The 13,073-nt window shown below is 70.3% G+C and carries 8 protein-coding genes and 4 pseudogenes; 6 read left to right on the top strand and 6 right to left on the bottom strand.

All coding sequences use genetic code 11. The features are described from left to right. Positions 1 to 84: 84 nt before the first annotated feature. The gene (locus LJ657_RS29455) at positions 85 to 1,581 is read right to left on the bottom strand and encodes an acyl-CoA synthetase (protein WP_232651867.1); all 1,497 of its coding nucleotides are present in this window, start codon (positions 1,579 to 1,581) and stop codon (positions 85 to 87) included. Positions 1,582 to 1,972: 391 nt separating this feature from the next. Here LJ657_RS29455 and LJ657_RS49380 point away from each other — a divergent pair. Further along, positions 1,973 to 2,919: pseudogene (locus LJ657_RS49380) on the top strand (IS630 family transposase); the annotation flags it as partial. Between the two features lie 85 nt (positions 2,920 to 3,004). Here LJ657_RS49380 and LJ657_RS29435 read toward each other — a convergent pair. Further along, entirely contained in the window at positions 3,005 to 3,442 is a 438-nt protein-coding gene (locus LJ657_RS29435; protein ID WP_232651865.1) for an Lrp/AsnC family transcriptional regulator, read from the bottom strand. A 169-nt stretch (positions 3,443 to 3,611) separates the two neighbouring features. On the opposite strand from LJ657_RS29435, the gene LJ657_RS29430 reads away from it, so the two are divergent. Then, a complete protein-coding gene (locus tag LJ657_RS29430) occupies positions 3,612 to 4,886 on the top strand; it encodes an ArgE/DapE family deacylase (protein WP_232651864.1) in 1,275 nt (424 codons plus the stop codon). 132 nt (positions 4,887 to 5,018) lie between these two features. Here the strand turns inward: LJ657_RS29430 and LJ657_RS49375 are convergent. Beyond that, a pseudogene (locus tag LJ657_RS49375) lies at positions 5,019 to 5,132 on the bottom strand (IS630 family transposase); the annotation flags it as partial. A gap of 251 nt (positions 5,133 to 5,383) precedes the next feature. Here LJ657_RS49375 and LJ657_RS29425 point away from each other — a divergent pair. Then, positions 5,384 to 5,485 (top strand): annotated as a pseudogene (locus LJ657_RS29425) (GNAT family N-acetyltransferase); the annotation flags it as partial. 314 nt (positions 5,486 to 5,799) lie between these two features. After that, entirely contained in the window at positions 5,800 to 6,198 is a 399-nt protein-coding gene (locus LJ657_RS29420; RefSeq protein WP_232651863.1) for a hypothetical protein, read from the top strand. A gap of 213 nt (positions 6,199 to 6,411) precedes the next feature. Here LJ657_RS29420 and LJ657_RS29415 read toward each other — a convergent pair whose 3' ends face one another. Beyond that, positions 6,412 to 7,158 (bottom strand): polysaccharide deacetylase family protein, encoded by a 747-nt coding sequence (locus LJ657_RS29415; protein WP_232651862.1) that lies wholly within the window; start codon positions 7,156 to 7,158, stop codon positions 6,412 to 6,414. A gap of 502 nt (positions 7,159 to 7,660) precedes the next feature. On the opposite strand from LJ657_RS29415, the pseudogene LJ657_RS29410 reads away from it, so the two are divergent. Further along, a pseudogene (locus LJ657_RS29410) lies at positions 7,661 to 8,473 on the top strand (penicillin acylase family protein); the annotation flags it as partial. Positions 8,474 to 8,480: 7 nt separating this feature from the next. On the opposite strand, the gene LJ657_RS29405 reads toward LJ657_RS29410, so the two are convergent. After that, positions 8,481 to 10,034, bottom strand: a complete 1,554-nt coding sequence (locus tag LJ657_RS29405; protein WP_232651861.1) for an acyl-CoA synthetase — start codon at positions 10,032 to 10,034, stop codon at positions 8,481 to 8,483. After that, positions 10,031 to 11,140 carry an NAD(P)H-dependent flavin oxidoreductase gene (locus LJ657_RS29400; protein WP_232651860.1) on the bottom strand — a complete coding sequence of 370 codons (1,110 nt, stop codon included), beginning with the start codon at positions 11,138 to 11,140 and terminating at the stop codon, positions 10,031 to 10,033. The genes LJ657_RS29405 and LJ657_RS29400 overlap by 4 nt, the downstream gene beginning before the upstream one ends. A 158-nt stretch (positions 11,141 to 11,298) precedes the next feature. Between LJ657_RS29400 and LJ657_RS29395 the strand changes: the two genes are divergently transcribed. Then, positions 11,299 to 13,050 (top strand): serine hydrolase domain-containing protein, encoded by a 1,752-nt coding sequence (locus LJ657_RS29395; protein WP_232652006.1) that lies wholly within the window; start codon positions 11,299 to 11,301, stop codon positions 13,048 to 13,050. Positions 13,051 to 13,073: the final 23 nt, after the last annotated feature.

The following is a 13,073-nucleotide window of genomic DNA, read 5'->3' as shown; positions in this document are numbered from 1 at the left end:
TCTGGGGCATCGTCGTGGCTGGTCGCACTCGCGCGGCGGAGCCGCACCTCGATACGGGTCTCGCGCCCCTCTGGGGCGCCCCTCCTAGGCGGAGAAGCGGTCCCGGAGTTCCCTCTTGAGGATCTTCCCGCTCGCGTTGCGTGGCAGCTCCGCGACGAACTCCACCCGCTTCGGGGCCTTGAAGTGGGGGAGCTTCTCCCGGGCATGGGCGATCAGTTGGTCCTCCGTGACCTCGCCGCGCGGGACGACGACCGCGGTGACCGCCTCGATCCAGCGTTCGTCGGGGAGGCCGATCACGGCGACCTCGGCGACGGAATCGTGGGTGTAGAGGGCGTCCTCGACCTGGCGTGAAGCGACCAGTACGCCACCGGAGTTGATGACGTCCTTCACGCGGTCGACGATCGTGTAGTAGCCGTGGGCGTCCCGCACCGCCAGGTCGCCGGAGTGGAACCAGCCGTCCCGGAAGGCGTCGGCCGTCTCCTCGGGCTTGTCCCAGTAGCCCTCGCACAACTGCGGGGACTTGTAGACGATTTCGCCCGGTGTGCCGTCGGGGACGTCCTTGCCGTCCTCGTCGACCACGCGCGCGTCGACGAAGAGGACGGGGCGGCCGCAGGAGTCCATGCGGCCCTTGTGCTCGTCGGGGGCCAGGACCGTGGCCAGGGGGCCGATCTCGCTCTGGCCGAAGCAGTTGTAGAAGGCGAGCCCGGGCAGTCGTTCGCGCAGCCGCTCGAGGACGGGCACGGGCATGATCGACGCGCCGTAGTACGCCTTGCGCAGTCCGCCGAGGTCGCGGGTGGTGAAGTCGGGTCGGTTGGACAGGCCGATCCACACCGTGGGCGGGGCGAACAGGCTGTCCGCGCGGCCGGTTTCGACGAGGTCGAAGAGCCGGTCGCCGTCCGGGGCGTCGAGGATGATGTTCGTGGCGCCGACCGCGAGGTACGGCAGCAGGAACACATGCATCTGCGCGGAGTGGTAGAGCGGGAGGGAGTGCACCGGGCGGTCGCCGGCGCTGAGGTCGAGGGCGGTGATCGCACTGAGGTACTCGTGGACCAGGGCGCGGTGCGTCATCATCGCGCCCTTGGGCAGCGCCGTCGTACCCGAGGTGTAGAGCAACTGCACCAGGTCCTCGGTGCGCGGCTCGGGGCCGTCGTACGCGGGAGCCGTAGCGAGGCGGGCCACGAGCGAGTCCTCGGCGTCGCGCAGGGGCAACGTACGGACGTCGTCGGCGAGTCGGCCGGCCAGGTCGGGGTCGGCGAGGACCAGGGAGCTGCCGGACTGGCCGACGATGTAGGCGAGGTCGTCGCCGGTCAGGTTCTGGTTGACCGGGACGTGGACCAGGCCCGCGCGGGCGCAGGCGAGGAAGCCGATCAGGTAGGCGTCCGAGTTGTGGCCGTAGGCGCCGACCCGGTCGCCGGGGGCGAGTCCCTGTCCGAGCAGCACGCTCGCCGCGCGGGAGACGGCCTCGTCGAGTTCCCCGTACGTCCATGAGCGCTCGCCGTGCTCGACCGCGACCCGCGCGGGGGTGCGCCGGGCGCTGCGCCGCAGCACCCCGTCGACCGTGCTGCCATGTCCCTGCGTCATGACTCATGATCCTCGTTCCGTCACCGGAGGAGGTCAAGCACCCGGCCGATCGACACAGGCACGCAGGCACGCTCAACCGCTTTTTCGCCCAATGACGTTGGGAGGCACCATGCGCACCCGTATGAGACGACTGGTCGTCGGGACCGGCGCGTTACTCACCGCCGCGACCGCTCTGCCGGCCGCCCGCGGCACAGCAGCACCGACCGGCACAGCCCTCGGACGGCGGACCGTCCGCCGTCATCCGCTGCACCGAGTACGGCATTCCGCACATCGTCGCCAGGAACCACCCGGACCTGGGCTTCGGCACGGGGTGGGCGCAGGCCGCGGGCATGGCCGGGTTGTCGACGTTTTCACGGTCGTCCGCGGCCCCTTCCATCCCCCTGCTGGAGCGCGCTGGCGTCGTGCCTGGCGGGAGGGCGGGATGGGCGCGCTCGCCTCTGCCGGGCCGCCGAAACTGCCCAAGCTGTCCGATGAGCAGTTCACCGAGCTGGAGAAGGAACTGGCGCTGGGGCCTGGCGTGCATGGCTGGGAGGACCAGCGCTGGACCCTGGCCCGGATCAGCGCGTTGATCGCCTGGAGGTTCTCACTGGATTGCTCGTCGGCGGGGGTGTGGCGGCTGCTGCACCGGCACGGCTGGTCCTGGCAGTCGCCGGCTCGCCGGGCACTTGAGCGCGACGAGCAGGCGGTTGGGCTGTGGAAGAAGGATGTGTGGCCGCAGGCGGAATGACCGCGGCGGCGCTGGGCGCGTACGTCGTCTTCGAGGACGAGGCCGGGTTCTCGATGACGCCGCCCCGCGCTCGCACCTGGGGCCGGCGTGGACACACGCCGGTGGTGCGGGTGCGGGGCCGCTCCTGGCGCCGCTGGTCGATCGCCGCGATGTGCTGCTACAAGCCGGGGGAGAACTCCCGGTTGATCTACCGGCCGCGCCGCCACCGCAAACACAAAGGCAAGGCACGCGACACCTTCGCCTGGAGCGACTATCGTGACCTGGCCGTCCGGGCTCACATCCAACTCCAGGCACCTGTCGTGCTGATCTGGGACAATCTCAACACCCATCGGGCAGCCGGGATGCGTGAGTACGCGGCCGCACACGACTGGCTCACTATCATCCAACTGCCTTCCTATGCCCCGGACTTGAATGCGGTCGAGGGTGTCTGGTCGCTGTTACGGCGCGGACCGCTGGCCAACACCGCCTTCGCCGACGACGAGCACCTCGAACGCACCCTCCGCTGGGGCTTACGTCATATCCAGCTCCGGCCCGACCTCATCGACGGCTGCCTGGCCGGCACCAGGCTGACCCTCACCCAGCAGCCGACAACACCCCGAGGAAGTCAGTAGCCACCGAGGCGACCACCGGTCTGCTGCGTCCGCCCGAGGCCGGCGGACGCCAGCCTCGGCACTCGCGGTGGTCCCACGGTGTCGATCACACGCGAGGCCGGTCCAACAACCGGGAGAGCACGATGGCGCTCTCGGTCCGTTCCACAGGAGCGGTGGCGCGCACGCGTTGGATGGCCTGTTCCAGGTGGGGGATGTCTCTGGCGAGCATGTGGACGACTGCGTCGGCGGCGCCCGAGACGGTGCAGGCTTCGACGACCTCGGGGATGGCCTCCAGGGCTTGGCGCAGTTCGGCGGGGGTGGGATTGCCGGTGCAGTAGACCTCGACGAAAGCCTCGGTATGCCAGGCCAGCGCCTGAGGATCGACGAGAGCGGTGAAACCGCGGATCGCTCCGGTGGCCACGAGGCGGTCGAGACGCCGCTTGGCGGCGGGCGCGGACAGCCCGGCCGCCTTGCCGATCTGGGCGTATGTGGCCCGCGCGTCGTGCAGCACGTACCGGATGATCGCTTGATCGATGGCGTCCATGACCTCACTCCAGACGTCAGCACCTGCGGCCCGGCGCAAGAAATGACCACAGGCCCGCTGACATTGCAAGAAAGCGACAGTGGGCAGCAGCAAATGGCGATTGCTTGCGTTGTCCGTCGAACATAGTCTCCGGCTTGTCCTGATGTCACGTGGTGGGAGCGGTGTTGAGATGACAGCAAGCCTGAGCGATGTGGAAGCCTCGGCCCTGGCCGCGGTGGACGAGTCGGCCATCGCCCGGTTGCTGCTGGAACTTCTCGTTGTTCCGAGCGTGACGGGGAGCGCCGCGGAGTCCGAGGTTCAGCACGTCCTTGCCCGGCATCTGAAGCGGATGGACCTCGATGTCGACCTGTGGTCCATGAACCTGCCCGAGCTACGTGACCATCCCCGTTTTCCCGGCAGCGAGGCCCCGCGCACCGAGGCGTGGGGCCTGGTGGGCGGCACGGTGCCCCAGGGTGACGGGCCGACCCTGATCCTCCAGGGGCACGTCGACGTCGTCCCTTCCGGAGACCTGGCGCGTTGGGAGGGCGACCCCTTCCGCCCCCGGGTCACCGGGGACGTGGTGCACGCACGAGGAGCGTGCGACATGAAGGCGGGGGTGGTGGCGATACTCGCCGCCCTGGCCGCGATACGGGAGGCGGGCGCAAGGTTGCGCGGCCAGGTGTCCGCGCATTTCGTAGTCAGCGAAGAGGACGGAGGGCTCGGGGCGTTCGGCACCCTCCAACGCGGCCACACCGGCGATGCCTGCATCATCACCGAACCGACCAGCGGCGCGGTCATGACCGCGAACGCCGGCGCCCTGACCTTTCGCATCCAAGTACCCGGCCGGGCCACCCACGGCAGCACCAGATACGTGGGAGTGAGCGCCATCGACGCATACCTGCCCATCCACCGCGCGCTCGCCCGTCTGGAAGCCCGCCGCAACCTCGGCGCCGACCCGCTCATGTCCGAATACCCCATCCCCTACCCGCTGTCCGTCGGTACCGTCCATTCCGGCGACTGGGCCAGCAGCGTGCCCGACCTCCTGGTGGCCGAGGGAAGACTGGGCGTCCGGCTGGGCGAGGATCCGGCCCAGGCACGCACCGAACTGGAGGCGTGCGTGGCCGAAGCCTGCGCGGCCGACCCGTGGCTGCGCTCCCACCCCGCCACGGTGACGTGGCCCGGCGGGCAGTTCGCCAGCGGACGGCTGCCGGCCGGGCATCCGCTCGCGGCCCATGTCGCCGACGCGCACGCCGACGTCACCGGCGGCCCGCGACCTTCCGAGCGAGGCGCCCCCTACGGCAGCGACCTGCGACTGTACTCCGGGGCGGGCATCCCCACGCTGCAGTACGGCCCCGGCGACGTGCGCCTCGCACACGGTCCACAGGAACAGGTCCGCGTGAGCGAGATCGTCACCGTCACCCGGGCACTGGTGCTCGCCACACTGCGCACGGTCGGCACCAAGTAGCAGCCCCCAGCCTCACCCCCTACCGGCTGCTTGTGACCCGGCGGAAGTGACTGTTGCGGCGAGCCGGAGGCGGTCGGAGGGGTGGCCAGCGGCGGTTCCGAGAGTACGGCAGTCCTCGGCCACCGGCCCGAGAGCGATCACCGCAGTCCTCTCACCACGGCCGAACCGCTCACCTGCCTCGTACCGGATCCGCTCACGAAGCCGTCGCCTCTCGGCGGTCAGCCCGCCACCCTGCGCGTACCGCATGCCACCGGCCTACCGCAGGGATCACCACCCGTCACCGCCCCCCGACAACACCCCGAGGAAGTCAGTAATACGCCGCGGCCAGGGCCACGCCCGCACAGAACTACACCGCTGCATGCATGAAGACCTGCGCACCGTCCGGCGATACAGGCTGACAGCAGGCAGGTTTGCCGAGCTGCCTGCCCTGGATCCGGCTGCACTGCGCAGACTCCGGCGCACGAAACGCACGCGATCGGCACCCGCAGTCACTTCTAGTGACCAAGGCCGGGTTCGTCCCGGTCGGCCCGGCAGACCAGGCCGACCTCGGCGGCAAGCCGGACACCTGGTATCAGCGCGATCCGGCACTCCAGCCGTAGATCGCGATCTTGCCGGTGGACCGGCTGTGAGATGCCTGCGGCCACGGTTGATCATCGGCGCGTGAAGACACCAAGATCGTCGTGGCGGGTTTCTGGCGTAGCTTTCATACCCCTGCCGGGTCGGCGCCTTCCCGAAGGCCCGAACAGGGGCCCGGCCGGGGTGGCGCCCGGAGGACACCGGTTACGAGGCAGTGACGATCGGGGGCCAACTTCTCAGCGCGGCAACTGCTCTTCTTCGGTGGAAGCGCGCCAATCAGGCAGCTATGAACCCCAGCCGGCGCAGAGGGCACCAAGGAATCCAGGGAGACCCGAGCATGAAGCTTGGTATGAAGCGGCTCGCGGCAGTCGGCGCGGTGGGTGTGGCCTCAGCGGCGCTGGCGGCGTCCCCGGCGTTCGCGAAGAGCGACATCTCGATTGAGGCCACGCCCCACACCGTGCACGCCGGCCACGTGGTGAAAGTACACGGCCAGGGTGGCGACGACGCCCACTGGCATACCGTCCTCGTCATACAGGAGCGGTCCGGCAAACCCGGCCGGTGGGGCCACTGGCACGCCGTCACGCGGACCTTCAACGCCAATGCGCGGGCAAACGTGAAGGCCACGCACCCGGGCGAGCTGCAGTTCCGTTCGGTGCTCTACGCGACCGACGAGCACCACAAGCACGCGAAGACGGACCGCATCTCCGCGCCGGTGACCATCCGCGTCGTCCGCTAGCAGACGCAAGAGCACCGCACGCCGATCGACCGCCTATGCCGGGGCGGCACGGCCTGGCCGACGGTGGTCGGCCACGGCCTTCGTCCGTCATGGTCCCGGGCGTTTCTTGCTCCGGCCCACAGGACTCGACGAAGGCCGCTCTGGCGTGTGGCGTTTACCCGGCGTGGACACGTGCGACGCCGGCAGGTGAAAGATCGAATCGAAGCTGCCTCGTCAGCTTGCGGGAAGGCTGAACCTGTAGCCCTGCCGGGTCAGCCAGGGGAGCAGTTCGCGCAGGGCTGCCACGGTCTGGCTGCGGTTGCCGCCGCCGTCGTGCATGAGGACGACGCCGCCGGGACGCAGTTCCCGTTTCACGGTGGCGACGATCGAGGCGACACCGGGGCGCGACCAGTCGCGGGGGTCGACGGTCCAGCCCAGCGGGCGTAGACCGTCCTGTACGGCTATCCGGCGGTTTTCGGGGCTGAAGTCACCGCCGGGTGCACGGAACCACCTGATCCGGGTGCCTGGCCCGCCGGCCTTGCTGATCATTTCCTTGGCTGCGGTGATCTCGTGGACCTGCGTGGCGTGCGGGAGGGTACGCATCGGCTGGGGGTGGTCCACGGTGTGGTCGCACAGCCGGTGGCCGTCGGCGAGGATGCGCTTGACCAGGGCGGAGTTCGCGGCGGCCTGGTTGCCTATCTGGCAGAAGGTCGCCGGCGCGTGGTACTGGGCGAGCAGGTCCAGGACCTGACCGGTGTACGGCCCCGGGCCGTCGTCGAAGGTGAGTGCCACAGTCCGGCCGTACGTCGCCGCACTGTGGGCGATCGAAGCGCTCGGGGCGCCGGCAGGGGCGCCCTGCGCGCTGACGTCGGTTGCGGCTGCGCTCGTGCCGGCACCGAAACCGGCCAGGGCGAACGAGACGGCCACCGTGCTGCCGAGAGCCACGCGGCGCAGCAGACGGACGGACTTGGAGTTCGGCATTCTGTTCTTGCTCCTGGCATGGCTGGCCATCTCGGGATGGCGATGGCGGGACCCCACGACGATGACCGAATGCCTATCCAAAGCAAAGGATTCACTGGCATTTGCAGCCTTTGTCACAAACCGGTCGATGGTGACTCTGCGTTTCAGGTGCTGCCGCTCTCCCCCGACCTGCGCGTTTGGCGACCTGGAGGCAGGCCGGCGGAGGCGGATCTCCGGCCAGGCCGAGCTGGGATGAGGGATCGCTCACTTCCTCGGGCAGGGTGTTCCTCGGAAGGGTCTCAGTGGTGCGGACGGCGACGGGCCGCGTCTCGTCGTGGGTATGCCGCCCGTGATCGCGCGGAGCGCGACGGATATTGCAGTCGTGCCCGCAGGGCGCGCCCTTCTCGGCACGGGCTCTGGTGGTTACGGACGTGATCTTGTGGTGAGACCTGTCCTACCAGGGGCTTCACGGCTGTTCTGACTCGGGTGCACCATGATGGGGGCCAGCAGTGCAGGAACTTGGTTCGGCGACATCGGAACGCAGCGGTCACCGCGGACCCGGGGCGCGATCGAGGACGTGTCGGCGATGGCGAAGCGGGGCCGGCTGACCGTCCAGGACCTGCGGAGGCAGCAGTTCGCCAACCGTGTGCCCACGGGCCACCTGGCCGCCTCCGACCTGGCGAAGGCATGCGCCGCGCTGCCCGGCGGCAGGGCAACGGGCAGTGAAGGCGAGGTCGTCGACGTCAGCCAGGCATGCGGTGTGCTCGCCGTGTGGGACCACACCGCGAACACCGGCAGCCGTGGCGCGCTGCTCTTCGACCGGCTCTGGCGCAGGCTCCCCACGGACCGGCTGTGGAAGGTGCCGTTCTCTGCGGCCGACCCGGTGCGCACACCGAACACCCTCGACACCGGCGACCCGGCCTTCGCCACGGCCCTGGCGGACACGGTGGCGGAACTGCGCGGCGCCGGCATCGCGCTGGACGCGCGGCTCGGCGACCACCAGTACGTCGTCCGTGGCGGCGAGCACATCGCGATACCGGGAGGCGCGAGCCGGCTCGGGGTGTGGAACGTGGTCCAGCCGACCTGGAACGCGACGAGCGGCGGCTGCACGGAGGTGGGCACCGGCTCCAGCCACATCCAGGCCGTCGGCTGGAACGGCAGCCGCTGCCCGGTGGCCCGCACCCTCCTGACGTACTCGCAGTCGGAGAACCCGGACTCGCCCCACTTCAGCGACCAGACCCGTCTGTACTCCCGGGAGAAGTGGGTCACGGCCCGCTTCTGCGAGAAGGACATCCTGGCGTCGCCGGCGCTGAGGGTGGTCCGGGTCCACTCCTGACGGGCACTCACACCGGGCGGGTGCGTCCCTCCCAGTACGGGTCCCGCAGCCGCCGCTTGTACAGCTTGCCGTTGGGGTCGCGGGGCATCTCGGCGATGAAGTCGACGCTCTTCGGCCGCTTGTAACCGGCGAGTTGCCCGGCGCAGTGGGCGAGGAGGCCGGCGGCGAGGTCCGGACCGGGTTCATGCCCCGGGGCCGGTTCGACGACCGCCTTGACCTCCTCGCCCCAGTCGTCGTGCGGGATGCCGAAGACGGCGGCGTCGGCAACGGCGGGGTGGGCGAGCAGGGCCGACTCGATCTCGGCCGGGTAGATGTTGACCCCTCCCGAGATGATCATGTCGATCTTGCGGTCGCGGAGGAAGAGGTAGCCGTCCTCGTCGAGGTAGCCGAGGTCGCCGACGGTGAAGAAGTCGCCGATGCGGTTCTTCTTCGTCTTGGCTTCGTCCTTGTGGTAGGCGAAGCCGCCGGTGTTCATCTTCATGTAGACGGTGCCCAGCTCGCCGGGCGGCAGCCGGTTGCCGTCGTCGTCGAAGACCGCGAGTTCGCTGATGGGCCAGGCCTTGCCGACGGTACCGGGCTTCTTCAGCCAGTCCTCGGCGGTGGCGAAGGCGCCGCCGCCCTCGCTGGCCGCGTAGTACTCCTCCACGCTGTGGCCCCACCAGTCGATCATCGCCCGCTTCACATGGTCCGGGCAGGGGGCGGCGCCGTGGATGGCGTGCCGCATGGACGAGACGTCGTAGGAACGACGCACCGACTCCGGCAGCGCGAGCAGGCGGTGGAACTGGGTCGGCACCATGTGGGTGTGTGTGCACTTCTCACGGTCGATCAGCCGGAGCATCTCCTCGGGCGTCCACTTGTCCATCAGGACGAGGCGGTGGCCGATGTGCAGGGACGCGCCCGCGAACTGCAGTACGGCCGTGTGGTACAGCGGCGAGCAGACGAGGTGGACGTTGTCGCCGTACGGCTTGATGCCGAAGATGCCGAGGAAGCCCCCGAGATAGGCCTCCTCGGGGGTCTTGCCGGGCAGCGGGCGACGGATGCCGCGGGGGCGGCCGGTGGTGCCCGACGTGTAGTTCATGACCCAGCCGAGCTCGCGGTCCGAGGGCGCCGACTCCGGTTGTCCGTCGAGGAGTTCGGCGTACGGGCGGAAGCCCTCGACCGTGCCGACGGCGTACCGGTGGGTGGCCGGGAGACCGGCCTCCTCGGCGGCGTGGCGGGCGGGGCCGGCGAACCGCTCGTGGGAGATGAGCACCTTGGCGCCGGAGTCGGCGACGATCCAGCCGATCTCGGGGCCGACGAAGTGGTGGTTGACCGGGACGAGGTAGAAACCGGCCTGGCTGGCGGCGAGATACGCGGTGAAGAACTCGACGCCGTTGGGCAGGACGACCGCGAAGGCGTCGCCGCGTTCGAGTCCGGCGGCGCGCAGACCGTGCACCAGACGGTTGACGGCCGCGTTCAGGCGTCCGGCGGTCCACTGCTCGCCGTCGGGGGCGACGAGGACCGGGCGGTCGGGATCGGCGGTGGCCTGGGCCCAGAATCCCGCGGGGGGCGTACTCGTCACTTGCCGCTCCTTCCGGCGATGCGGTTGATGCGGTCGACGGCCTGCTCGAAGCCGCGGGTGAGGTCGTCGAAGACGGCCTGGACAGAGCGTTCGCTGGTCATCCGGCCGACGATCTGGCCGACGGGTGTGCCGAGCAGGGGCGCGACCTCGTACTTCTGGATGCGGGTGAGGGCCTCGGCGACCAGCAGGCCCTGCAACGGCATGGGGAGGGTGCCGGGTCCGGCCGGGTCGTCCCACGCGTCGGTCCATTCGGTACGGAGTTGCCGCGCGGGTTTCCCGGTCAGCGCGCGGGAGCGCACGGTGTCGCCGGAGCCGGCGGCAAGCAGCTTCCGCGTCACCGCGGGCGAGGACATGTCGGCCTCGGTGCACGTCAGCCACAGGGAGCCCAGCCACACCCCCTGCGCGCCGAGGGCGAGCGCGGCGGCCACCTGCTGTCCGCTGCCGATGCCTCCGGCCGCCAGCACGGGCAGTGGATCGACGGCGTCGACGACCTCCGGGGTGAGCACCATGGAGGCGATCTCGCCGGTGTGGCCGCCGGCCTCGTAGCCCTGGGCGACGACGATGTCGATGCCGGCTTCCTTGTGCTTGACGGCGTGCCGGGCGCTGCCCGCGAGGGCCGCGACGAGCACGTTCCGCTCGTGGGCGCGGGCCACCACGTCGGCGGGCGGGGAGCCGAGGGCGTTGGCGAGCAGCCGGATCGGGTAGTCGAAGGCGACATCGAGCTGGCCCCGGGCGACCTGCTCCATCCAGCCGGTGATGCGCCAGCCGGAGGCCTCGCCGTCGGCCAGTTCGGGCACTCCGTACTTGGCCAGGGTCTCCTGAACGAACTGCCGGTGGGTCTCGGGGATCATGGCCTCGACGTCGGCCTCGCTGACACCTTCGACCTTCTTGGCGGGCATGACGACATCGAGGCCGTACGGCGCTCCGCCGACGTGCGCCTCGACCCAGTCGAGGTCGCGTTTGAGATCGTCGGGGGCGGTGTAGCGGACCGCGCCGAGCACTCCGAAGCCGCCGGCCCGGCTGATGGCCGCGGCGACGGCGGGGAACGGCGTGAAGCCGAATATGGCGTGCTCGACTCCCAGTTTCTTGCTCAGCTCCGTCTGCATGGGCGCAGAATGCCGCAGTCCTCCGGCCGACGGAAGGGCTTTTCTGATGCATCGTCAGTTTTGTTGGTCGGCATGCCTTGTTGACATGCGTCACGACCGACACGAGGGTTTCTCGGGTGACCGACGACGCAGCGGCAGCAGACGCGAGCGACGGCCGGATGCCGACGCGTCGCCAGATCGGACGTGCCGCACTCGCCCTTTGCGGCGCCCTGACCATCGCCCCCTTCCCCGCGGGACCGGCCGAGGCGACCACGGCCTCCGGGCACCTCGTACTGCGCCACGGCACCCCGGAACGCGCCGGCCTGCTCGCCGCCCCCCTGCGTCAACTGGTCGTGGACGCCGAGACGTTCCTCGGCCCCTCCCCCAATCACCCCTGGTACGCGGGCGCCGTGCTGCTGGCCGGGCGGGGCGGCACCGTGGCGCTGCACCGGCCCATCGGGATGGCGGTGCGCTACGCGGCGTACGACGAGAAGACCGACACCGGTGTCGAGTTCCCGCCCGACCGGCAGATCCCCATGGCCGAGGACACGGTCTTCGACCTGGCCTCGGTCTCCAAGCTGTTCACCTCGCTGCTGGCCGTGCAGCAGCTGGAACGGGGCGCGCTGGAGCTGGAGGGGACGGTCGCCTCGTACCTCCCGGAGTTCGGCGCGGCGGGCAAGCAGGACATCACGATCCGTCAGCTCCTCACCCACACCTCGGGGTTCCGTGACTGGATCCCGCTGTACAAGGCGCCTACACACGAGGCGAGACTTCAGCTCGTCCTCGACGAAGCCCCGATCAATCCGCCCGGCACCAGGTACCTCTACTCCGACCTGAACCTGATCTCGCTCCAGCTGGTCCTGGAGAGGATCACGGGCCGCGCGCTCGACACTCTCCTGCGCGACGAGATCACGGGGCCGCTCGGCCTCGACCGCACCCGCTACAACCCGCCCGCCTCCTGGAAGCCGAAGATCGCGGCCACGGAGGACCAGCGGGGGCCCTGGTCCGGTCTGGAGCGGGGGCTCGTGTGGGGCGAGGTGCACGACGAGAACGCCTACAGCCTCGGCGGGGTCGCCGGACACGCCGGGGTGTTCTCGTGCGCCTGGGACCTGGCCGTGCTCGGCCGGACGCTACTCAACGGCGGCTGCTACGGCCGGGCGCGCGTCCTGCGGCGGGAGTCGGTGGAGCTGATGTTCACCGACTTCAACACCGCGTTCCCCGGCCACGAGCACGGCCTGGGATTCGAGCTCTACCAGCACTGGTACATGGGCGCCATGGCCACCCCCCGCACCGCCGGGCACACCGGTTTCACCGGCACCTCCCTGGTGCTCGACCCGACCACCGACTCCTTCCTCGTCGTGCTCGGCAACTCGGTCCATCCGGTGCGCAGCTGGCGCTCCGGCTCGGCTCCCCGGGTCGCGGCCGGCAACAACCTGGCGCGCGCGTTGCCGGTACGCCCGGCGCACGGACGTACGGCGTGGTTCTCGGGCATGTCGAACGCCACGACCGCCACGCTCACGCTGCCCGCGCTCGACACGACGGACGGTGCGGCACGGCTGACCTCCGCCCTGTGGTGGGACACCGAACCCTCGTCCGATGTCCTCGTCCTGGAGGCCACGACGGACGGCGGCACCACCTGGCAGCCGCTCCCCTTCATGACCGGGCGCCACGGGGAGCAGCCGCAGGAGCATCCCTCGGGCTCGGTCACCGGCTGGTCGGACCGCACCTGGCACCGGATGGCGGCCGACCTGCCGACGCACACCCGGCTGACCTTGCGCTGGCGGTACACGACCGACAAGCAGTACGTGGGCCGCGGCGCGTACATCGACGGAATCCGCGTACGGGCGGCGGACACCGTGCTGTTCGACGAGGGGCGTCCGGCGGACTCGGCGCGGATCGTGGCCGCGGGGTGGGTCGAGTCGGCCGACTGACGGCCGGAGGGCCCCCGCTCCTC

This window comes from Streptomyces guryensis (assembly GCF_021261325.1).
GTDB classification, from domain to species: domain Bacteria; phylum Actinomycetota; class Actinomycetes; order Streptomycetales; family Streptomycetaceae; genus Streptomyces; species Streptomyces guryensis.
Note: the sequence above shows the minus strand (reverse complement) of the source record. Positions and strands in the feature narration are given on the sequence as shown.